The organism is Zunongwangia endophytica (assembly GCF_030409505.1).
GTDB classification, from domain to species: Bacteria; Bacteroidota; Bacteroidia; order Flavobacteriales; family Flavobacteriaceae; genus Zunongwangia; species Zunongwangia endophytica.
Genome location: NZ_JAUFPZ010000002.1, coordinates 1,698,400 through 1,721,141, shown reverse-complemented (window position 1 = coordinate 1,721,141; position 22,742 = coordinate 1,698,400). Strand labels below are relative to the sequence as shown.

Sequence of the window (22,742 nt, the reverse complement as noted above, 5' to 3'; positions counted from 1 at the left end):
AATGCTGTGTAATTTACTTATTTTCAGTTTTATGAATGTTTTCTTTGAGTTCTTTTTGTAATTTCAGAATAGAAAAAACTTCGATCACGAAAAAGAGTACAATAGCAATCTTTGCGTAGTTCCAAATTAGGACGCTGTACTGCATGTCTTTGAAAATGGTAATTAATACTGCGGAAATTAGTATAATGATACATAAAATAGCCAAAGGTAGTTCTGGATAGAATCTAAGATTCGCCTTTTTTACTAGTTTTTCGAATTCCTTATTGTGGGCTGAATTAATATTGGAAGAATTTTGAAGGAATTTTTCGTGTTTTAATAATTTGATCTGGCTCAATATTTTTGAACAAAATATTAATGCTACGATAGCCATCATTACTACAACACCAGCTTCATTCCATTTTAAAAATGAATTGTTGCCTGTAAGATCTAATATTATCGTAGATAGGATTAAGGACCAAGCAAGAGCACAATAAAAAATGATAAAATAAGACCACATTTTTAGTCTTTTTATTTTTTTATCGTAATCGCTAATTTCTTTTTTATTAAATCTGAAAATATCGATAATAGCTAAGCGTTCCTGCATATTCTGAGTTTGAGAGAGCTTCAAATATAACGAATTCTGATTTTATTTAAATTGATCTATTTTTTAGAACTTCGTAATGCGGAATACATTCTTCTAGTAAAGGCTGTAAATGCTCTGGAAAATCTTTCTTTTTTGGTACATATTTATTGAAGCCGGTCGACTTATGGACATTAGTGTACCAATAAGGTGCCCAAACCCCATCTTCTGGAATAGCGCCAGCCTTCCAACTCAGCATATTGCTATCGAAAGTAATTCCTATAAAATCACATAGTATTTTTAGCTTCGCTTCCGGATTTTTTAAAGTTTCGGTAGAATCTAATACGATGGTTTTAGCATTTAAGGTATCGAGTTCTTTTAAGATTTTAGTATGTGCTGAATAGCCAACGTCTTGCATTGTAGGATTTTCAATAACCTGGTTGAAAGAAGGAATCATATCTTTAGGATCACGAGTAAGTAACACATTAGTGACTTCTTTTAAAAATGAGGTATCGAGATCTAATAAATGATGCGTCATATTCTTAAAAAATAGCACAGGTTTTTCATTATTATTAAGCATCATATCTACCACCTTGTTGCCATCAGATTCCATACTATTTATGATTTCCTGAGTACCCGGGTGATAGTTTGAATTTGTTTGCTTTAAATAATAGGCGTAAAGTGGTTCATCAAAAACTTTGGTGTCTTTGCGCTGAGCAAAAGAATACATCGTCGCAGTAGAAATATTACGAGGGCAGGACCACAGGCATATTCTTTTAATTTTTTGATCACTCATTTTACTTTAGTTAAGAACATTCTTCTTCGATTAATTGCTCGTAGAAATTGCTTAGTTTTTTAGTGAAATCACCAAAGTTGCCTTCTCCGATAATTCTACCATCAATTTTAGTAACAGGAGTTAAGCCACCAAACGTGCCGGTAACAAAAGCTTCATCTGCACTATAAACATCGAATAAAGAGAAATACTTTTGTTTACAGCTAATATTATGTTTTTCGCAAACTCGTATAACGTTTTGTCGGGTAATACCATTCATACAATATTCTCCTGTAGATGTCCAAACTTCGTTATTGCGTACTATAAAAAAGTTAGTAGCATTACAGGTGCTTACAAAACCATTAATGTCTAACATCAGCGCTTCATCGGCGCCAGCTTCTATTGCTTGCACTAAAGCCTGTACTTCATGTAATTTAGAATGGCAATTTAATCGAGGATCCAGATAATCGGGACTTCCTCGTCTAATAGTACTTGTAAAAAGTGTGATTCCTTTTTCTTTACTTTCTTTATTGGCCTTTTTATGTTCAGCAATGATAACCACATTTGGTCCACTAATAGTTAATCTTGGATCCTGTGAAGGTGTTTTTTTTATTCCTCTAGTAATCATCACCCGCACATGAACATCATTATTCATTTTATTAGCTTCTACGACTTTCCAAACTTTATCAAGTAATTCTTCTTTAGAAAAAGGGAAGATCATACCTACACTAGCAGCCGCACTCCATAGCCTTTCTAAGTGCATGTCTGAAAAAGCTAGATGGCCTTTATACAACCTGAAGGCTTCCCAAATACCATCACCAACCAAATAACCACTATCAAACACAGAGATTTTTGCGTCATTACGATCAAACAACTCATCATTGATCATAATTTTTATGTCTGCATTTCGTGGATCTTCGATCGCGTTATGTGTGCCGTGAATCATATTATTCGATTTTAATATTGAAACTGTTTAATAACCCTACTAAGTTATCTGAAGCAAATACTGCTTTTGCAATTTGATTTTGAGTGGGATGAATATTGAAGTTTTTAGCCGATCTAAAATCGCATTTCTCCAAATTGCTATTTTCAAAAATGGCACCCTGTAGATTGCAGTCGGTAAAATATGAAGATGAAAAATCGCCATTCGTGAAATCTACTTCTTTTAGGGAGCAACTTTCAAAATTAGTATTCTTAAGTTTTAGATTGTAAAAAGACGAAAAGTCTATAGTTGAATGGGAAAAAGAAAATGATAGCAGAAAAGGATTGCAAGCATCAAAATTGAGTCCCATCATTTTGCAGGCATCAAATTGCACCTGATTAAACTGAGTGTTCGTAATGTTAGCATTACTAAAATCACAGTCTAAAAATTCACATTCTAAGAAACTAACTGTTGCTAAATTTACACCGTTGAAATTACAATTCTTAAAAATGCAATATTCATATTCGCCTTTTTTAAAGGTTGTGTTTTGAAAGTTTTCGTTGACAAATTCTTCTTCATCACAATAAACTCTGTTGGTCATCGTACTTAATTCGTTTTGAAATGAGATTTTAAATCTACTATGAAAAATAAGAAATCATACTTCTAAATAAGAATTTAATCTGATTTTTTAAGAAGAGGTATAAAGAATAGACTTACGCCAAGACCTAGCAGAATTCCAGATAATAACACGAGATCATCTGTTTTATCAATTTCGAAAATAAGCAAAGCAAATATTAGGCAAAATGTTCCTAATATACGCTGTTTCTTCATTGGTGGCATAGAACCTCTTTAATTGGTTAAGCCATGACAAACGAGTGTCAATAGCATAACTTGATAATGGCGATTCTCGGATTATGCTGCAAAATAAATGTTTTATTAGGTTGTATTCTAATAGATTATGTTAATATATACTACAAGCTTTATTCTAAATTTTTCTTTAGGCTTTTAGAATTATATGATGTTTTATAGAATCTTATTTATCTTCATGTGCTGTAAAAGGATGATAGTTTTTGCATCGACTATTTCGCCGGTAGCAATCATATCGTATGCTTCGTTGAAATCCACCTCTAAAATTTCTATTTCTTCACCCTCCGATTCTAGTCCGCCTCCTTTTCCTACTTTCATAGACTCATTATATGGAGCAACGAAAAAATAAATTATTTCAGTTACAGCACCGGCGACCATGTAGGAGTGAAATAGTCTTTTAGGAGTTTCTATTCTATATCCGGTTTCTTCTTCAGTTTCTTTTACTACACATTCCTCTGGAGTGAGGCCATCCAAAAGTCCGGCGCAAGCTTCAATTAAATAACCGTCTTTATTTCCGTTTACGTAACTGGGTATTCTAAATTGGCGAGTAAGTATTATTTTATTGGTTTCTTCATTATAAAGAATAATGGCAGAGCCGTCTCCTTTATCATAAACTTCACGATTGTGAATTTGCCTTGAGCCATCTTTACGTTCAAAGCTATAAACATATTCGTTTAATATAGCCCATTCATTCGACAGCACTTTCTTTTCTATTATTTCAATTTTCTTCAAGAGTCATCAGTTTTATGGTATAAATTTAAGCTTTTAGATTTCAGAATAAAAAAATAGGATGTTTCGTTTTGATTCTTGATAGGTTAATGTGCAAGCGGCATAGTCAAAAACACATGTAACTATTTAAATAAGATGAATTTAGTACGCGGGTGTATTTTGATAAATATTTGGAAAATTCGATCTATGATGCCTTGCTATAACCGTTCGCTAATCATCTGTAGGAAAGTTGCTTTGATCTTATTGCTGAAATTAAATTAATCATACTGAACTTTATATCAAACTAACTTTTATTTTTGAGGGTAACTAAATTGAAAGTTGAATGAGAATTGAGCAGGATTTAAAACTGGGATTTAAAGATGTCATGATACGCCCAAAACGTTCTACCTTAAAAAGTAGATCACAGGTAAGCTTAGAGAGAACCTATACTTTTCTACATGCAAAAATGACCTGGACGGGGATACCAATCATGGCTGCGAATATGGATACCGTGGGAACTTTTGATATGGCAAAAAAGTTAGCTGAGAAAAAATTGTTTACGGCAATCCATAAGCATTATACAATTGAAGAATGGAAAACTTTTCTTGAAGAAACATCACCAGAACTTAAAAATTATATAGCAGTAAGTACAGGAACGGGGGAAGAAGATTCTAAGAAACTAAAAGAAATTTTATCGCTTTCTAAAGATTTAAAATTTATCTGCATTGATGTTGCAAATGGTTATTCTGAACATTTTGTAGAATTTTTGGAAAAAACCAGAGAGAATTTTCCTGAAAAAGTAATAATTGCCGGAAATGTGGTTACTGGTGAAATGGTCGAAGAGCTTCTTATAGCTGGTGCTGATATTGTAAAAGTTGGAATTGGGCCGGGTTCGGTTTGTACCACAAGAGTAAAGACGGGTGTGGGTTACCCACAATTATCTGCGATTATCGAATGTGCCGATGCAGCCCATGGATTGGGAGGGCAAATAATTAGCGACGGTGGTTGCGCAATTCCCGGTGATATCGCGAAAGCGTTTGGAGCAGGTGCAGATTTTGTGATGTTGGGCGGAATGTTAGCCGGGCACGATGAAAGTGGCGGAGATATTATCGAATTAGATGGTAATAAATTTAAGCGTTTTTATGGGATGAGTTCTAACACTGCTATGGATAAACATGCTGGCGGTGTCGCTGAATATAGAGCAAGTGAAGGGAAAACTGTAGAAGTACCTTATCGGGGAGCAGTTGAAAATACCCTACAGGATATTCTGGGCGGGCTTAGAAGTACTTGTACCTATGTTGGTGCAAGCCGATTAAAAGAGCTTACCAAAAGGACTACATTTATTAGAGTGGCAGAACAAGAAAATACAGTATATAAGTAAATTTATAAATAAGAAAAGCTCTCATATATTATGGGAGCTTTTCCTATTTCAAACGTTATAGTATGTTATCGAATGTCAGATCGAACCTCAGTATTTAAAACCTGATCTCTTCCTATAGATAAATAAAGAAATGATCCAATAATAGGAAGCAGAATTACAACTAAAGTCCACATTAATTTTCCTTTCTTCTTAAATGCACGAGAATTTCTTACAATGCTAAGAATGCAAAATGCAGGAAACATTATAGCTAACAATCCTAAGGATTGCAGTATAAAGAATTGAAGTTCTTGATCTATAAAATTCATAATAGGGTGTTAAAATGTTTGGTCTTACGAATATAATAAAAAAAAACTTTAAAATTAAGTTTATGTTAATTTAATTCAATGTCATTGTTAATTACTCAATCGTCTTAATTATAGTTAGTTAGTCTAATTTCCGACCGAAATTCAGTGTTTATAGTAATTTATGAGCTGTTAAGTCGATGTGAATTTTTTAAATATTGATTTTGAAAATTTCTTTATTTAATGAAAAAAGGAGTGGAAATTATCCTCAGTTGAACCTGATATTGGATAAATTTCACTCCTTTTACTATGAAAATAATCTACGGAAATTTATTAGGCTTCGACTTTTTTGGAAAAGTCAAGTTCAATTTGATGTTTTAAAAGATCTTCAAAAGTTTCTCTTTCTCGTATAAGATGCGCTTCTCCGTTATACCATAGAACTTCAGCAGGACGGAATCTCGAATTAAAATTACTAGACATCGAGTAACAATAGGCTCCAGAATTGCTAAAAGCCAATAAATCACCTTCGGTAATTTCAGAAATTCTTCGGTTAGAAGCGAAAGTGTCGGTTTCGCAAATATATCCTACCACCGAATAAAATCTTTGTTTGCCATCAGGATTAGAGATATTGGAAATTTCGTGATGCGAGCCGTAAAACATTGGCCTTATCAAATGATTAAAACCAGTATCGATGCCCGCAAAAACTGTAGAGGTGGTTTGTTTTATCACATTTACTTTTGCTAAAAACTTTCCAGATTCGCTTACAAGGTATTTTCCTGGCTCAAAAGCTAGTGTTAGATCTTTGCCGTATTCCTTACAAAAAGACTTAAATCTTTTCGATAATTCTGCTCCTAATTCTTCAATATCAGTTTCTATATCGCCAGGCTTATAAGGTACTTTAAAACCACTGCCAAAATCAATAAATTCAAGATTATCGAAATTTCTGGCGGCATCAAATAAAATTTCTGAAGCCTGAATAAATACCTGAATATCTAGAATATCACTACCCGTATGCATGTGAATTCCGTTTATAGTCATTCCAGTATTTTCAACAATTCTCTTTAATAAAGGCATTTGATGAATTGAAATACCAAATTTAGAATCGATATGTCCTACTGAAATTTTGGAATTTCCTCCTGCCATTACATGAGGGTTGATCCTAATACAAACCGGAGTTTTAGGATGGCGGGTACCAAATTGTTCTAAAATCGATAGATTATCAATATTGATCTGCACGCCAAGTTTTGCAACTTCTTCAATTTCTTCTAGCGAAACCCCATTTGGCGTATAGATAATTTTTGAAGGATCTACGCCAGCCTTCAGTCCAAGACGAACTTCCTGAATGCTCACCGTATCTAACCCGCTTCCTAATTTACTTAAAAACTTCAGAATTGAAATATTAGAAAGCGCTTTTACAGCATAATGAATTCGAAGGTTTTTAACACTGCTAAATGCGCTGGTTAGGCGTTTATATTGTGCTTCAATCTTTTCAGCATCGTAAACATAAACCGGGCTTCCATATTCATTTGCAATTGCAAGAAGATCTTGATTTGTCATTATTGTTATCTAAATTTTATTGGACCAAAATACTAGCCTATTAGATATCCTCCCAAAAGAATATCAAAAAAATAACGAATTTGAACAATCTGTTATTTCTGTAAAATTAAGCTTCAGCTGGACTCGGTGTTTGCGTTTTATTTTTCTTCCGAAGATAAATTACGACAAAAGTTAACACAATCCCTGCACTAGCCATACCTGCTCCCACAAAATCTGCCGAGGTATATGCGTATCCTGCAGCTATTGGCAATCCTGCAAGATAAGCGCCAGAAGCATTACCCATATTAAAGGCACTTTGATTTAGGGAAGAACCCAACATCTCAGATCCTTTAGCCGAATTGATCACTGCCATCTGTACAGGTGTGGAAAGGCAAAACGCAATAGTTCCTATTAAAAAAGTCATCACCAATACTCCAACTTTATCATAAGCGAAGTAGGTATTAGATACCAGCGCGATTACCATTAATATCAGCGCAATTAATACGGCATAAATAGGGGAGAAGCTTTCGGCTAATTTAGCACCAATAAAGTTTCCAGTGACCATTCCCAAACCTGCTAATATCATGGCATAGCTCACTATACTTTCTGGGTGGCCGGCAACATCTGTGATTAAAGGTGCGATATAACTATACCAGGCAAAAAATCCTCCCGTACCAATGGTCGTTAGTAAAATAACCATCCAAAGTTCCAGTTTCTTAAGCACTTTAAAGTCTTTTACTATCCCGTCGGGAGAACTTTTAGGCAATTCTGGCATCCAGAATTTTATACTCAAAATAGCACAAATCCCAACGATTCCAACTAGAAAGAAAGCAATATTCCAGTTAAAGTTATGTCCAAAATAAGTTCCTAATGGTACACCTATAACGTTGGCTAAAGTAAGGCCGGTAAACATCGTAGCTATTGCTCTGGCTTCTTTACCGGGCTTGGCAAGCTTGCTTGCAACCACCGCGCCAATCCCAAAGAAAGCGCCATGTGGTAAACCAGATAGGAATCTTGAAATTAACAAAAGCGTATAAGTATTAGCGAAAGCAGATAACGTGTTAAAAACGGTAAACCATAGCATCAAAAAGAGCAATGTTTTATGAGCAGGCCATTTACCGCCAATACCGGTTAATAGCGGAGCGCCTACCACAACGCCCAGGGCATAAGCCGAAATAAAATGTCCAGCCTGTGGTATGGTAATATCCAATGCCGTAGCTACATCGGGTAGAATTCCCATAATAACAAATTCGGTCATACCAATACCAAATCCTCCAATTGCTAATGCGATTAGCGCTTTATTCATAAGCCATTTTATATGATTTGAGTTCGATTTAAACTCAAATGATTAGTTTTAGCTTCCCTTATGTTTTTCCATCTTTTTTAGGGATGATTTCGGGATTTCATTAAAAGGGCAAAAATAGTTGAGATTACTCAGAATATTGAAAAACACTGGTATTATTTACGATAACCTTATAGTCTGAGCTGTAATATGTTGAAAACGCTTTGTATTTAAGGATAATTAGCAGATATATGCGAAATGTTTAAGGGAAATTTATTGGTCTAATACTTTTACATTTGTTACTTTTGTTTAGCATAATTAAAACTGAAGAAATACCTGATTATGAACATACACGAATATCAAGGAAAAGAAATATTAAGCAGCTTCGGCGTACGTACCCAAAGAGGTATTGTAGCTCACAACCCAGAAGAAGCTGTAAAAGCCGCAAAAGAACTAACTGAACAAACCGGAACTGGATGGCATGTGATTAAAGCACAGGTTCATGCAGGTGGCCGTGGTAAAGGTGGCGGTGTTAAATTGGCTAAGAATCTTAAAGAAGTAGAGCAAATTGCGGGAGAAATCATTGGGATGAATCTTGTAACGCCTCAAACTTCTGCTGAAGGTAAAAAAGTTCACCAGGTATATATCGCAGAGGATGTTTACTATCCAGGAGATAACGAACCAGAAGAATATTACATGTCTGTACTACTTAACCGTGCTACAGGTCGTAATATGATTATGTATTCTACTGAAGGTGGTGTAGATATCGAAACTGTTGCTGAAGAAACTCCGCATTTAATTTTTACTGAAGAAATCGATCCTGCTACAGGATTAATGCCATTTCAGGCTAGAAGAATTGCTTTTAACCTGGGTCTTAGCGGAACTGGTTTTAAAGAAATGACAAAATTTGTGATGTCTCTTTATACTGCTTTCGACAAATCTGATTCTTCTTTATTCGAAATCAATCCTGTTTTAAAAACAAGTGATGATAAAATTTTAGCTGTAGATGCTAAAGTTACTTTAGATGATAACGCACTTTTCCGTCACAAAGACTATATGGAAATGCGTGATAAGCGTGAAGAAAACCCAACAGAGGTTGAAGCAAAAGAAGTTGGTCTTAATTACGTAGATCTAGACGGTAACGTAGGATGTATGGTAAACGGTGCTGGTCTTGCAATGGCAACGATGGATCTTATTAAGCAAGCTGGTGGTGAACCTGCAAACTTTCTAGATGTTGGAGGTACTGCAGATGCTAAGCGTGTAGAAGAAGCATTTAGACTTATCCTTAAGGATGATAAAGTTGAAGCTATTTTAGTTAATATTTTTGGAGGTATCGTACGTTGTGACCGTGTGGCACAAGGTATTGTAGATGCTTACAAAAATATGGGAGATGCCATCAATGTTCCTATTATCGTTAGATTACAAGGAACTAATGCAGATATCGCTAAAAAGCTTATCGACGAAAGTGGATTGGCAGTATCTAGTGCTGTACAATTCCAAGAAGCAGCTGATAAAGTACAACAAGTACTTTCATAAATATTAGCTATCTTATATATAAATAAAAAGGCTCGCATTTGCGAGCCTTTTTATTTATATAAATTTCTCGGTTTTCTAAAAAGTTAAAAAGAACTTAAAAATCAGCGAATTGTGTAACAATGGATTGCTAACTGTCGTCTTTATAGTGTATTAACCTTTTAAATATTTTAATCATGAAAAGATTACAATCCATTTTGCTAGTATTAGCAATCGCAATTTGTAGCAAGTTTACTACAAGTGCAAACAATTTAGACACGGCTTTTGAGCCAGATCCCAGAATGATGAGCTTTGAAATTTCTTCTTTACTGAAGAATCATGAGTTGGATCTAAAGAAAGATGTTAGAGCAAATGTACTTTTGGCTATCAACAAAGACAATGAAATTGTAGTACTATCTGTTGAAGCAGATAACAAGGAAGTAGAGCGCTTTATTAAACAAAAATTGAATTACAAAAAGATTAATTGTGCTGTAGATCCAGATGTAGAAGAATTTAAATTACCAGTTACCCTTAAAGCTAAATCTTAATTCCCGTAGTTACTAAATATCAATCAATAAACGTAGAAAATTAAAAAGGCTGTGAGCACATCAACTCACAGCCTTTAATTTTTGAATTATAATCGGTTTACATTTCAGGATACCAATCCAATAAAATAACCTCAATATCTTTATTTTCTTCCTCAACTAGAGACTTAAATTTTTCTACATCTGCCAATCCATCTTTTCCACGATAGTGGTAAGGATATACCTTTTTTGGTGCGAAGGCTAAAACACCTTCCGCAGCTTGATCTACCGGCATGGTATAAGGAAGATTCATGCAAACTAATGCAGCATCTATATTTTTAAGTTCTCTCATTTCCGGGATATCTTCAGTATCTCCAGATATGTATAGACGTTTGCCATCTTTTTCTAAAACATAACCGTTACCACGACCTTTCACATGCATAGCATCATCAGCTTCTGGCAAGTTGTACATAGGAATCGCTTCGATTTTAAAACCATCGATTTCCATTGAATCTCCGTTATTCATTACCATCAGATTTTTTTGTAAAGAAGTTGGTAATTCATCTTTTACCGCTTGCGGAACGATGATCTTTTTATCGCCTAATTCTAATCCTTCTAAAGTAGCCGCATTCATGTGATCGCCATGGATATCGGTCACCAAAATGAAATCTGGTTTATCGACATTTTTAAAAACTTCAGCTCCTCCTACAGGATCGGTATAAAATACAGCCTTATCCCAATTGATTACGGCTGTAGCGTGAGAAATTGGTTCTATGTGTATAGATTCTTTATCCTTCGCATCTGCTTCATCTTCGTTCATATTTACTACTCCATCTTCAGCCGGAATCATTGTGCCAGGTTCAGCATCAGTTTTTTTATCATTTTTGCAGGCAAATAATGCCAGAACAGTTGCAGTGGTAAAAAGTAATTTTTTCATTCTGAAAGTTTTTATTTAGCATAAAATTACGCAAGACAAGACCAAATACAGGCTGTTTTACAAAGATTTATGATAACTGAAGTTTCATCTTTATGTCTCCGCGAGCGTATGGATTATTTTCTTCTATAGGAATTTCAGAAAAACCAAACTTTCTATAAATATGAACAGCGTTTTCTAATTTCCTACTGCTGTAAATAATTAGTGTTTCCCAGTTTTGATCTTTCGCATATTCAATAGTAAATTTCATAAGCTTTTGGCCAAGCTGTTTTCCGTGATGTTTTGGAGCAATAGCCATTTTCGTTAATTCGAATATGTTTTCTTCAATCTTCATTAAAGCTACACATCCTATAATTTCCTCGTTTTGCTTGACGAAGAAAATCTCTCCACCAGGCTCAATAATATATTTTTCAGGTTTACCTAGAACTTCTTCATCATGTTGTTCCACATAAAAATATTTCTCTAACCATTCTATATTAAGCCTTTTAAAATCTCTGCTATACTTGGGGTTAAAGCTGATAATTTCCATACTTTTTTTCGACAAAAATATCATTTTAATATAGCAGATCATAACTATATCCTACAATCCTCATAAAACATTAAAGCTGTAATATATGACTGCAAAATACCTACAATTGGGTAGTCTTGAATGTAATTGTTAATCAGTATATTAGATGTGATGAAAAAGGCGATTAGCCTTTTTAAGTAATTTGTTTTAGTCAATAAATTTCTGCTTCGCTCTTCAGAATTTTAATGGTGTTACTTTAAAAAAGTTTCCAAATTTAAATGTGCGTATGAAAATGCTTTTGAAGAGCACGCAGCAGAATATTTCCCTAGATCGTTATCTGTATTAAAAATTGAATTAGTCTGATTCAGTTTTTCCTAAAAATTCTCTTACAAAATCTTACTCTGAAATTCACTTTTTGAATATCCCCTAGTATGGGTATTTCTTCATGCGTTGCTACATAGTAATATTGTATAAGTTGTTTATTTATTAAATCATTCAATGAAAATCTCTAAAATTTTAGCTGTTCTTACGTTTGTTTTTCTAATTTCCTGTAGCGGGACATCTGGAGAAACACGAAAATTAGATACAGAGAATATTGATGAGGTTCAAATTCAAGAAGGCGATAGCATCCAGCATTTCTACAACGGAACGCATCGTATAAAGCGCAGGCGGCACTCAGATAAACGCCAGTAAATTCTCGAAATTTAGAGATCTTAGCTATATTTATAAAAGTTCTAACCGAATTTATGAATATGAGCCAACTTCAAAAATATAGTGTTTTATTTTTTATAATAGCTTTTTTATCCATTTCCTGTGAAGATGAAAATAGGCGCAAGAATCCTTCAAAAGAAGAAATTAGCATTCTTCCACCCGAGCAGCTTTACGGTGATCTCTTTTATGATATTCAGCAAAATGAGGACTTATTTTCAGATAGTAAAACCTTCGTAGATGCAGTACCCAGGCGCTCTTTGGATTCTATTAAATCTGATTACAGCAATATCAAAGATTCTTCGAAGACTTATATTCTTCAATTTTTAAAACAAAATTTTGACATTCCTGGATACGAAGAGCGTCAAGAATATAAAACAGATTCTTCAGCTATCGATGCGCATATAACAAAGTTATGGTCGGTTTTAAAACGGCCTGCAGATCGCAAAGTTACGGGTACGCTAATTCCTTTACCACATCCATACATTGTGCCTGGTGGTCGTTTTAGAGAAATATATTATTGGGATAGTTATTTTACGATGCTTGGTTTGCAGGTAGATGGAAAAACCGAAATTATCCAAAATATGATCGATAATTTTTCTTATCTAATTAACGAATATGGCTTTATCCCTAACGGAAATCGCACCTACTATCTTAGTCGATCTCAAACTCCTTTTTTTTCATTGATGATCGATTTGCTTGCTGAAGAAAAAGGAGATTCTATTTACACGACTTATTTGTCTGAATTAGAAACAGAATACCAATTTTGGATGAAAGGAAAACAACATCTTTCTGAAGTTGATTCGGCTTATAAAAGAGTTGTTAGAATGGATGATGGAAGCATTCTTAATCGCTATTATGATAATAAAAACACACCAAGACCAGAAAGTTATAGAGAAGATGTAAAAACGGCTAAAGCTGCTGTAAACGCAAATGATAATTTAACTGAAGAAGAAGTTTATAGAGATTTGAGAGCTGCAGCAGAATCGGGTTGGGATTTTTCTAGCCGATGGATAAAACCTGATGAAAATGGCAAATTTCATCTGAAAGAAATTCATACAACCGATATTTTACCAGTAGACTTAAATAGCCTTTTGTATCACTTAGAGAAAACCTTAGCCAAAGCTTATCTTATTAGCGGCCAGCCAGATCAATCTAAGGAATTTAAAGAATTAGCTGAAAATAGAGCAAAAGCTATCGATAAGTATTTTTGGGATGATTCAGGCGGCTTTTACAAAGATTATGATTTTGTAATTCAACAACAAACACCGGTAACATCTGTAGCTGGAATATATCCTTTATTTTTTGAAATCGCTACGGAACAAAAAGCGCAGAAAGCAGCCAAAACTTTACAATCTGAATTATTAAAAGCCGGTGGTGTGGTAAGTACACCAAACCACAGTGGTCAACAATGGGATGCACCAAACGGATGGGCACCGTTGCAATGGATTTCTTATAAAGCGCTTCAGAATTATCAAATATTAGATATGGCAGATACCATTAAAGATCGATGGTTGAAATTGAATGAGAAAGTTTACGAGAATACGTATAAGATGACCGAGAAATATAACGTGGAAGATCTATCTAAAGAAAGTGGAGGCGGAGAGTATCCTACACAAGACGGATTTGGTTGGAGCAATGGCGTCTATAAGAAATTAACGTCAGAATAACATATTTTGGTTTTTAATTCGGCTAACTTTAGATAAAAAAGTTATGCATACACCCAATAAAAGATTAGAAGGTCAAACCGCTTTAATCACAGGATCAAGTTCTGGAATAGGTAAAGCCGTTGCTTTAGCTATGGGAAAAGAAGGCGCGAATGTGGTTATAAATTATCACTCCAGTAAAGAAGAAGCTGAAGATGTCGCTAATGAGATTAGTAAAGAAAAGGCTGGCGGGGAAACAATAGTTGTAAAGGCAGATGTAAGTAAAGAAAAAGAAGTTAAGCAACTTTTTAAAAATGGAATAGAGAAATTCGGAACCATAGATATTTGCGTGCCTAACGCGGGGATGCAGCAAGATGCCGAATTACATAAAATGACGCTAGACCAATGGAACCAGGTAATCGCTTTAAATCTTACAGGACAGTTTCTTTGCTGTAGGGAAGCAATTATCGAATTTCTGGAACGTGGCATGCGCCCAAAAGTTTCTAAATCTTTAGGGAAAATAATTAATATGAGTTCTGTACACGAAATTATTCCGTGGGCGGGACATGCTAATTATGCAGCATCTAAAGGAGGAATAGAAATGTTGATGAAAAGTATTTGTCAGGGTTACGCTTCCAAAAAAATACGATGTAACAGTATTGCACCGGGAGCTATTAAAACTGAAATTAATAAAGACGTTTGGAGTACGGAAGAAGGTCGTAAGCAAATGAAAAAGGTAATCCCATACGATGAGATTGGAGAACCGGAAGATATTGGTAGTGTAGCATCGTGGCTTGCTTCAGATGAATCTGAATACATTAACGGAACAACAATTTTTGTTGATGGCGGGATGACGTGTTATCCAGGATTCACGAATAACGGTTAATAGTTTATACTGAAATCAAAGTAGTTAAAAACAAAAAGTCTTTGGAAGCACACTTCAAAGACTTTTTGCTGTTATTGAAATATTCTCAAACAAATTTTCAAACAAATTCATTTTAGATAAATTACTTCGGAATAAAATTACAATACAAAAGAGGCCAATATCTTTTGTACTTCATAAATATCTACACTGGTATTAAACCGTTTACTGATCGATGGATTTTGCTCTCCTGAAATCCAAATTTTTAGCTCAGCATCCAAATCAAAACTTCCGGCAGTTTCTACGCTAAACCGACTAATACTTTTATAAATCACCGAGAAATATTCTGTTTTCTTACCAGTTAAACCTTGGATATCTACAAGAATTAATCGCTTGTTCGTGAAAATAAAAGTATCTCTTATTAATTTAAATCCAGCTTCTATGTTTTCTGAAGGAATTAATAGCTTATGATATTTTTCTTCCAGGTTTTCTTTACTAATAGCTCCCGCGTTGCCTAATAGCGATGAAAATATGCTCATGATTATGATAATTGCTTAAAATTAAAACTGCCTTTAAATTACAAATCCGTAGATTATAACTTAAAGGCAGCTTTGATAAAAATTTGTTATATTTTCTCGTGAATCGAGAATAGCTATTTAAATTCTAATTAATTTTTAAGAGACTGCATGTCGATCACAAAACGATATTTTACGTCGTTGCTAGTTACGCGCTCATAAGCTTTATTGATATTCTGCATATCGATCATTTCTATATCAGAAACAATGTCGTGTTCTCCACAGAAATCTAACATTTCCTGAGTTTCTTTAATTCCTCCGATCAATGATCCTGCAATACTTTTTCTTCCAGCGATTACACCACCACCGTGAAATTCTAATGGTTCGATTGCACCAACTAGAACCATGGTAGCATCTCTTTTAAGCAAACCAATATATGGATTGATATCATGCTTTACAGGAACTGTATTTAAAAGAAAATCGAAACTAGCTTTGTGCTCAGCCATTTGTTCCGCGTCTTTAGAAATAAGAACTTCATCTGCTCCTAATCTTTTGGCATCATCACTTTTGCCAGGAGAGGTTGTAATCATCACTACTTTAGCACCAAGAGCGTGAGCGAATTTGATCCCCATGTGACCTAATCCTCCTAAACCTATTACACCTACTTTATCGCCTTTTTTTACATTCCAGTTTCTTAAAGGTGACCATGTAGTTATCCCTGCGCAAAGTAATGGCGCCACTGCTTTAGCATCTAAACTTTCTGGAACATCCAAAACAAATTTTTGATCTACAATAATTTTTTCTGAATATCCACCGTAAGTGTGACCGCCAAGATGTTTATCTTTTCCGTTATAAGTTCCTATCATACCATTCTCACAGTATTGCTCTAGGCCATCTTTACAAGAATCACAATGCTGGCAAGAATCAACCATACAGCCAACACCAACAAGCTGACCTTCTTTGAATTTAGAAACCTTATCCCCAACACTAATTACTCTACCAACAATTTCGTGGCCTGGCACTACGGGATATTTAGAACCTCCCCAATCATTTCGTACGGTATGTATATCGCTATGACAAACTCCGCAATATAGAATATCAATTTCTACATCATCGGCTAAGGTTTCTCTTCTTTCGATATTTAATTCTTCTAAAGATGCTGTTTCAGATTTAGCACCAAATGCTTTTATTTCTGTAGTATTCATTTAACTATTTTTTGCAAAACTAATTGAATTTAAACTGTTGTAATTTAGTGGCTTTGTCTTTAACTCATATTTAACCAGAACTATTAACCTAGATCAATTTTTCACGTTATAACAGTTCTTTTAAATACTTAGCATCAGATTTAGCCGTATCAATTACATCTGCAGATTTTCCGTTTAGCATCATTTTCCCCATAGTTTTAGCGAAGCCTTTCATTTGTTCAAACTTAATTTCAGGAGGCATTGCCAAGGCATCGGGATCGGTAAAAATATTTACTACCGCAGGGCCGTCGTAAGCAAAAGCTTCAGCAAGAGCTTGTCTTACATCAGAAGGATTTTTAACTACCCAACTTTCAATATTCATAGCTTTCGCAATCATGGCAAAATCTGGATTTGCCATATCGGTTTGCCATTCTGGATAACCTTCTACTTGCATTTCTAATTTTACCATTCCCAGCGAAGAATTATTAAAAATGATAATTTTAGCCGGAATTTTATATTGGCTTATCGTCATTAAATCACCCAATAGCATAGAAATACCACCATCACCGCAAAAAGCGATAACCTGACGATCTGGATGTCCTAATCCAGCACCAATAGCCATAGGCATAGCATTGGCCATAGAGCCATGATTAAAAGAACCGGTTAAATATCTATTTTTTCTTCCTTTTAAATATCTCGCAGCCCAAACGGCACTCATTCCCGTATCAACTGTGAAAATAGCATCGTCTGTAGCAATTTCATCTATAACTGAAGCTACATATTCAGGATGGATTTTTTCATCTTCTCCTTTTTCTTTTACATAGCTATGATATTTATTTTCGATATCTAAGTGTACTTTTCTCATCTCATCAAGAAAAGAAGTATCTTTTTTAGCCTTTAACAGCGGAAGCAATGCTTCTAAAGTATCTTTAATTTTACCGTGATAACCAAAGTTTACTTTCGCTCTTCTTCCTATACGCTCTGGTTTTTCATCAATTTGTATGATGGTATTTTTTTCGGGAAGAAAGTCTGTGTAAGGAAAATCTGTTCCTAATAACAATAATGCATCGGCTTCGTGCATAGACTTAAATCCAGATTTTGTACCTAGAAGTCCGTTTAATCCTACTACATATGGATTGTTCTCTTTATCGAAGAAGATTTTTCCTCTAAAGCTCAACCCCATTGGAGCATTAAGTTTTTTTGCCAGCTGCATCACTTCATCTTGGGCGTCTTTGCAGCCATACCCGCAATAAACCATCACTTTTTTATTCTCGTTGATCACCTTTGCGAGTGTTTTTAACTCTTCGCTACCAGGTAATAATTTTGAATTTGTAAAGTAGTTTTGCTCAGAAGTTGTGATATGTGCAGCATCTGCAGATGCGATATCTCCTGGTAATCCTACGACACCAACTCCTTTTTGATGAATCGCAGATTGTATAGCGCTTTGAAAACCATGTGCAGCTTGTTCTGGCGTGTTTGCCATAAAACAATATTTGCTACAATCGTCAAACAATTTTGTCACATTAGTTTCCTGAAAATTTTCGGTTCCCAACTTATTAGTAGGAACTGTAGAAGCGATTGCGATTACCGGGTTACCAGCTCGGTTAGCATCGTAAAGACCATTAACTAAGTGTACATGGCCGGGGCCACTACTTCCCATGCAACATCCAATTCCGTCTAATTCCGCATCCATAGATGCCGCATAAGCTCCTGCTTCTTCATGGCGTACATGAATCCATTGCAATCTACCGTCTCTACGAACGGCATCGTTTACAGGGTTTAAGCTATCTCCTGTAACTGCATAAACACGTTTAACTCCTGCTTCAACAAGCATATTGACCAATAGGTCTGAAACATTTTTTCCCATAACTACTATTTTCTAGCTCTAAGGTATTGCAATTATCATCACTGTGCTGTTAAACCAGTGGTAAAGCGCTAAATCAATTTCACAACAAAACGGTAAATTTATCAGCCTAAATTTTTTTATTACGTTTTCGTTTTAAAGAGATGTTAAAGTGTAGCGTAAGAAACCGAACTAAACTGTAGTATTTGCAAGCCTATCTTCTTAAATTAGATCCCAAAATTTAAAACTCATGGATCAAAAATATAAAGGCATAAATACTATCTGTACGCATGCCGGAGAACTCGAGGATACAGAATTTAAAGGCGCGGTAAGTCCGCTTTATATGTCTACATCTTACGCTTTCGAAGATGTTCCCGTCAAAAGATACCCAAGATATTTTAATACGCCTAATCAGGTAGCTTTGGCAAAGAAAATGGCAGCCTTAGAACACGGGGAAGCATCACTTATATTTGGTAGCGGAATGGCAGCAGTGAGCACCGCACTTTTAGCATTTTTACATCAGGGTGATCATGTCGTTTTTCAGAACACCTTGTATGGCGGCACTAGTAATTTAATTACGGAGGAATTCGATAAATTCGGTATAGAATATAGTTTTACCAAGGATGTAAAATTGTCCTCTTTTGAAGCTGAAATTAAAGAGAATACAAAAGTTATTTATATAGAAACACCTTCGAATCCATTACTAACTATTACTGATGTTGAAGCTATAGCAAAATTAGCGGAAAGTAAAGGATTAGTGAGCATGATCGATAATACATTTGCCTCACCTGTAAATCAAAATCCTCTTGATATGGGGATCGATGTGGTAATTCACTCGGCCACAAAATATATGGGAGGTCATAGTGATATTCTTGCCGGTACGGTAATTTCTTCGGAAGTTCATATTGATACAATCTTTCAAATGGCTAAAAATCTAGGAGGAAACTTAAGCGATTATACGGTATGGCTTTTAGAGCGAAGTCTTAAAACTATGGGACTTCGAGTAAAGGCGCAGAACAACAACGCAATGATTTTAGCCGAATATCTATACAATCATAAAAAGGTAACGAAAGTATATTATCCTGGTTTGGTTTCTCATCCCGATCACGAAGTAGCAAAAAAACAAATGAGCGGTTTTGGCGGAATGTTGTCTTTTGAGTTAGTTGAAGGAATTAATCCCGACCAATTCCAGAAAAACCTGAAGCTTATTAAATCATCCATGAGTTTAGCCGGGTTGAAAGTACCATTCTTTCACCTGCTAAAACTTCGCATGGTTTACTTAGTCCAGAAGAAAGGGCAGAGCAGGGGATTAAGGATGGTTTGCTTCGTTTTTCAGTAGGTATTGAAGAAGCTGAAGAATTAATTGAAGATATTGAACAGGCATTAGCCTAGATTAAACACAAATAGAAATTTATGAAATTAGATATTCTTGCCATAGGAGCTCACCCAGATGATGTAGAATTAAGTTGTGCTGCTACTTTGGCTAAAGAAATAGATCGTGGCAAAAAAGTTGGTATTTTAGATTTAACGAGAGGAGAACTTGGTACTCGCGGTACTGCAGAAACTAGAGATCAAGAGGCTGCCAAAGCTGCTGAAATCTTAGGCGTTCATGTACGCGAAAATCTAAGTTTTGCTGATGGATTTTTTATCAATGATAAAGCGCATCAATTAGCGATTATAGAAATCCTAAGAAAGTACAAACCAGAGATAGTATTTTGTAATGCCATAGATGATAGACATATTGATCACGGTAGAGGATCAAAATTAGTAAGTGATGCCTGTTTCTTAAGTGGTTTGATGAAGATCGAAACTACCAGCGATGGCAATAAACAGGAAGCCTGGCGACCAAAACAGGTTTTCCATTATATACAGTGGAAACCAATCGATCCAGATGTGTTTGTAGATGTTACAGGTTATATGGATAAGAAAATGGATGCGGTAAAAGCTTATGCTACCCAATTCTATGATCCAAATAGTGAAGAGCCTAATACCCCAATCTCTAGTAACAACTTTCTAGATAGTGTAAACTATAGGGCACGCGATTTAGGGAGAATAATTAATACTGAATATGCTGAAGGTTTTACTGTAGAACGCTATGTAGCAGTCGATTCAATATTTGATCTTATTTAATCAATTTTTTTCTTTGCAGTACTGATAAAATAACCTATATTTGCAACCGCAATTTGAAATGGTGGTTGTAGCTCAGCTGGTTAGAGCGCTGGATTGTGGTTCCAGAGGTCGCCGGTTCGAAACCGGTCTTCCACCCTTATTTGTGAAAACCCTACTCAATTGAGTAGGGTTTTTTTATTATATACTCAAATTAGTATATCGTTCGGTTAAAATTTTTATTTTTGCACCGCATTTTAGTTTACTTAACTCCGCTATGGTAACTACGAATAAAATAAAAAGAATCGAACAATTTCTTGAAACTCACGATAGAGTAGAGGCCAAACTCGAATTCTCTTTTCCGTTACCAAAATATGAGAGCCTAGTAATTATTTTGAATTCTTATGCTGAGCTTGAGCTTTTCTCCAGTTATTTTCAGGATTTTGATCTGATAGCCGAAGAAGAATATGAAGAAATTTGCAATTCTAGTAATTATTCAGTTTCTGCTTATCCCAAATTTAATCTTTACGCTAAATAAATCTACATTAAATTACCGACTGAAATCATCTTTCCATAGCAAAACGGATAGCTAGCTTTCTCTTCAATTGAATAATTTTATCATAGCAAATATTTGTCTATATAGCGCAACTATTTGGTTGCTATAGTATCTATTGCGCGACGATTTATCAAAGTAGTGTGCTTAATCATACATAACCTCAATATTTGCACTATATTTTACGCAACCTTTTAGCTTATTTAGGATCTACATAGAAACTCTTTTTTTATGAAAACTTATTTACTTGGACTATTAATTATTTTTTTAAGTCTTTCTTCTTGCAGTAGTGATGAGGAAGAAAAATTGGAAGGACTACCAGTTTCAGCAATCGATCAAAGCCATATTGTTGGGAAATGGAAGCTTATAGAAGAAAAAGTTAGTTCAGGAGGTGAAGCATCTTGGACGTCAGTTAGTGATGGATACACTATAGAATTTTTAGAGGATGGCACTTTTGAAGGTGGTTTTGCCGACTGCAATACTGGTAATTACAGTCTCGTTTATCATCCTGATGATAGCGATATAAAGATGCTAGTTTTGAGCTTTGATTGTGCAATAAATGAAGATATATCTCAAGAGAATGTGGCATATCGGGCTATGGATAACATAAATACAGATTACATCATTTACTATCCAACTTATAAATCACCAAGGTGTACAGAAGGCTGTATCTATAAATTAAAAAGACAGTAATTAGTTCGTATCTATTTAAATCTTCTTAAAATTGTACTTTAGATTTAAAAAGTTACAATGAATTCCAGAGAAGAACAACTAAAAGCATTTGATAGATTATTAACCATCATGGACGATCTAAGGGAAAAATGTCCTTGGGATCGTAAGCAAACCATGGAAAGTTTACGGCATCTTACGATAGAAGAAACTTACGAATTGGGAGATGCAATACTGGATAACGATCTGGAAGAAGTTCGAAAAGAATTAGGTGATGTTCTTTTACATCTTGTGTTCTACGCCAAAATTGGAAGCGAAACTAAGGATTTTGATATTGCCGATGTTGCGAATGGAATTTGTGAGAAACTCATTTCAAGACATCCTCATATTTATGGAGATGTAAAAGTGGAGAATGAGGATGATGTAAAGAAAAACTGGGAAAATTTAAAGCTAAAGGAAGGAAAGAAAAGTGTTTTGGAAGGAGTTCCCAGATCTTTGCCGGCTTTGGTAAAAGCCACTAGAATTCAGGATAAAGTTTCAGGTGTCGGATTCGATTGGGAAAATCCAGCGCAGGTATTTGCGAAAGTACAGGAAGAGTTGGAAGAGTTTCAGGATGAGGTAAACAATGTCGATAAAGATAAAATGGAAGCCGAATTTGGAGATGTATTGTTCTCGATGATCAATTATGCCAGATTCCTCAATATAAATCCTGAAAATGCCTTAGAACGTACCAATAAGAAATTCATTAAGCGTTTTCAGTATCTAGAAAGTAAAGCTGAAGAAAATAAAAAGCAATTGAAAGATATGACTTTAGCTGAAATGGATGTGTTCTGGAATGAAGCAAAAAAATTATAGTATCTAGTTTACAAT

General features: G+C 35.0%; 23 protein-coding genes, 1 tRNA gene and 1 pseudogene. 12 read left to right on the top strand and 13 right to left on the bottom strand.

What is annotated here, in order from left to right:
* Window positions 1–13: 13 nt before the first annotated feature.
* The 5 genes from QWY91_RS07730 to QWY91_RS07710 form a co-directional block, all read right to left on the bottom strand.
* Window positions 14–583 (bottom strand): hypothetical protein, encoded by a 570-nt coding sequence (locus tag QWY91_RS07730; protein ID WP_290233369.1) that lies wholly within the window; start codon window positions 581–583, stop codon window positions 14–16.
* 46 nt (window positions 584–629) lie between these two features.
* A complete protein-coding gene (locus QWY91_RS07725; RefSeq protein WP_290233366.1) occupies window positions 630–1,355 on the bottom strand; it encodes a sulfotransferase-like domain-containing protein in 726 nt (241 codons plus the stop codon).
* Window positions 1,356–1,365: 10 nt separating this feature from the next.
* Complete coding sequence (locus tag QWY91_RS07720) at window positions 1,366–2,277, bottom strand: aminotransferase class IV (RefSeq protein WP_290233363.1); 912 nt, start codon at window positions 2,275–2,277, stop codon at window positions 1,366–1,368.
* 1 nt (window position 2,278) lies between these two features.
* The gene (locus QWY91_RS07715) at window positions 2,279–2,854 is read right to left on the bottom strand and encodes a pentapeptide repeat-containing protein (RefSeq protein WP_290233361.1); all 576 of its coding nucleotides are present in this window, start codon (window positions 2,852–2,854) and stop codon (window positions 2,279–2,281) included.
* A 422-nt stretch (window positions 2,855–3,276) separates the two neighbouring features.
* Window positions 3,277–3,852 carry an NUDIX domain-containing protein gene (locus tag QWY91_RS07710; protein ID WP_290233358.1) on the bottom strand — a complete coding sequence of 192 codons (576 nt, stop codon included), beginning with the start codon at window positions 3,850–3,852 and terminating at the stop codon, window positions 3,277–3,279.
* Window positions 3,853–4,171: 319 nt separating this feature from the next.
* Between QWY91_RS07710 and QWY91_RS07705 the strand changes: the two genes are divergently transcribed.
* Window positions 4,172–5,209, top strand: coding sequence for a GMP reductase (locus QWY91_RS07705; RefSeq protein ID WP_290233356.1), 1,038 nt, complete (start codon window positions 4,172–4,174; stop codon window positions 5,207–5,209).
* Between the two features lie 65 nt (window positions 5,210–5,274).
* Here QWY91_RS07705 and QWY91_RS07700 read toward each other — a convergent pair whose 3' ends face one another.
* From QWY91_RS07700 to QWY91_RS07690, 3 genes are all read right to left on the bottom strand, one after another.
* Window positions 5,275–5,514 (bottom strand): PLD nuclease N-terminal domain-containing protein, encoded by a 240-nt coding sequence (locus tag QWY91_RS07700; protein WP_290233354.1) that lies wholly within the window; start codon window positions 5,512–5,514, stop codon window positions 5,275–5,277.
* A gap of 309 nt (window positions 5,515–5,823) precedes the next feature.
* Window positions 5,824–7,047, bottom strand: a complete 1,224-nt coding sequence (gene lysA / locus QWY91_RS07695; RefSeq protein WP_290233353.1) for a diaminopimelate decarboxylase — start codon at window positions 7,045–7,047, stop codon at window positions 5,824–5,826.
* A 106-nt stretch (window positions 7,048–7,153) separates the two neighbouring features.
* Entirely contained in the window at window positions 7,154–8,332 is a 1,179-nt protein-coding gene (locus QWY91_RS07690) for an MFS transporter (RefSeq protein ID WP_290233351.1), read from the bottom strand.
* Window positions 8,333–8,650: 318 nt separating this feature from the next.
* Here QWY91_RS07690 and sucC point away from each other — a divergent pair, with 318 nt between their 5' ends.
* Window positions 8,651–9,844: an ADP-forming succinate--CoA ligase subunit beta gene (gene sucC, locus QWY91_RS07685; protein ID WP_290233348.1), complete on the top strand. Its 1,194-nt coding sequence runs from the start codon at window positions 8,651–8,653 to the stop codon at window positions 9,842–9,844.
* Between the two features lie 173 nt (window positions 9,845–10,017).
* Window positions 10,018–10,368: a hypothetical protein gene (locus tag QWY91_RS07680; protein WP_290233345.1), complete on the top strand. Its 351-nt coding sequence runs from the start codon at window positions 10,018–10,020 to the stop codon at window positions 10,366–10,368.
* A gap of 97 nt (window positions 10,369–10,465) precedes the next feature.
* Here the strand turns inward: QWY91_RS07680 and QWY91_RS07675 are convergent, their stop codons facing one another.
* Together QWY91_RS07675 and QWY91_RS07670 are read right to left on the bottom strand one after the other, a co-directional pair.
* Window positions 10,466–11,281, bottom strand: a complete 816-nt coding sequence (locus QWY91_RS07675) for an MBL fold metallo-hydrolase (RefSeq protein WP_290233343.1) — start codon at window positions 11,279–11,281, stop codon at window positions 10,466–10,468.
* A gap of 67 nt (window positions 11,282–11,348) precedes the next feature.
* Window positions 11,349–11,831, bottom strand: coding sequence for a GNAT family N-acetyltransferase (locus tag QWY91_RS07670; protein ID WP_290233341.1), 483 nt, complete (start codon window positions 11,829–11,831; stop codon window positions 11,349–11,351).
* Window positions 11,832–12,284: 453 nt separating this feature from the next.
* On the opposite strand from QWY91_RS07670, the gene QWY91_RS07665 reads away from it, so the two are divergent.
* The 3 genes from QWY91_RS07665 to QWY91_RS07655 are packed head-to-tail and all read left to right on the top strand — an operon-like array spanning window position 12,285 to window position 15,026.
* Window positions 12,285–12,479, top strand: coding sequence for a hypothetical protein (locus QWY91_RS07665; protein ID WP_290233338.1), 195 nt, complete (start codon window positions 12,285–12,287; stop codon window positions 12,477–12,479).
* A 59-nt stretch (window positions 12,480–12,538) separates the two neighbouring features.
* Window positions 12,539–14,164: an alpha,alpha-trehalase TreF gene (gene treF / locus QWY91_RS07660; protein ID WP_290233336.1), complete on the top strand. Its 1,626-nt coding sequence runs from the start codon at window positions 12,539–12,541 to the stop codon at window positions 14,162–14,164.
* Window positions 14,165–14,207: 43 nt separating this feature from the next.
* Complete coding sequence (locus QWY91_RS07655; protein ID WP_290233333.1) at window positions 14,208–15,026, top strand: SDR family oxidoreductase; 819 nt, start codon at window positions 14,208–14,210, stop codon at window positions 15,024–15,026.
* A gap of 137 nt (window positions 15,027–15,163) precedes the next feature.
* On the opposite strand, the gene QWY91_RS07650 is transcribed toward QWY91_RS07655, so the two are convergent.
* The 3 genes from QWY91_RS07650 to QWY91_RS07640 all read right to left on the bottom strand — a co-directional run bounded on the left by QWY91_RS07650 (window position 15,164) and on the right by QWY91_RS07640 (window position 18,568).
* A complete protein-coding gene (locus tag QWY91_RS07650; protein ID WP_290233330.1) occupies window positions 15,164–15,541 on the bottom strand; it encodes a PH domain-containing protein in 378 nt (125 codons plus the stop codon).
* 128 nt (window positions 15,542–15,669) lie between these two features.
* The gene (locus QWY91_RS07645; RefSeq protein ID WP_290233328.1) at window positions 15,670–16,722 is read right to left on the bottom strand and encodes an NAD(P)-dependent alcohol dehydrogenase; all 1,053 of its coding nucleotides are present in this window, start codon (window positions 16,720–16,722) and stop codon (window positions 15,670–15,672) included.
* A gap of 106 nt (window positions 16,723–16,828) precedes the next feature.
* Window positions 16,829–18,568: a thiamine pyrophosphate-dependent enzyme gene (locus tag QWY91_RS07640; RefSeq protein WP_290233326.1), complete on the bottom strand. Its 1,740-nt coding sequence runs from the start codon at window positions 18,566–18,568 to the stop codon at window positions 16,829–16,831.
* 226 nt (window positions 18,569–18,794) lie between these two features.
* Between QWY91_RS07640 and QWY91_RS07635 the strand changes: the two are divergent.
* The 6 genes and pseudogenes from QWY91_RS07635 (at window position 18,795) to mazG (ending at window position 22,727) form a co-directional block, all read left to right on the top strand.
* Window positions 18,795–19,936 (top strand): annotated as a pseudogene (locus QWY91_RS07635) (trans-sulfuration enzyme family protein).
* Window positions 19,937–19,957: 21 nt separating this feature from the next.
* A complete protein-coding gene (gene bshB1 / locus QWY91_RS07630) occupies window positions 19,958–20,674 on the top strand; it encodes a bacillithiol biosynthesis deacetylase BshB1 (protein ID WP_290233323.1) in 717 nt (238 codons plus the stop codon).
* Window positions 20,675–20,734: 60 nt separating this feature from the next.
* A tRNA-His gene (locus tag QWY91_RS07625) sits at window positions 20,735–20,810 on the top strand.
* A gap of 117 nt (window positions 20,811–20,927) precedes the next feature.
* Window positions 20,928–21,188, top strand: coding sequence for a hypothetical protein (locus tag QWY91_RS07620; protein WP_290233320.1), 261 nt, complete (start codon window positions 20,928–20,930; stop codon window positions 21,186–21,188).
* A gap of 246 nt (window positions 21,189–21,434) precedes the next feature.
* Window positions 21,435–21,896, top strand: coding sequence for an META domain-containing protein (locus QWY91_RS07615; RefSeq protein WP_290233317.1), 462 nt, complete (start codon window positions 21,435–21,437; stop codon window positions 21,894–21,896).
* Between the two features lie 57 nt (window positions 21,897–21,953).
* Window positions 21,954–22,727, top strand: a complete 774-nt coding sequence (gene mazG, locus QWY91_RS07610; RefSeq protein WP_290233315.1) for a nucleoside triphosphate pyrophosphohydrolase — start codon at window positions 21,954–21,956, stop codon at window positions 22,725–22,727.
* Window positions 22,728–22,742 lie beyond the last annotated feature (15 nt).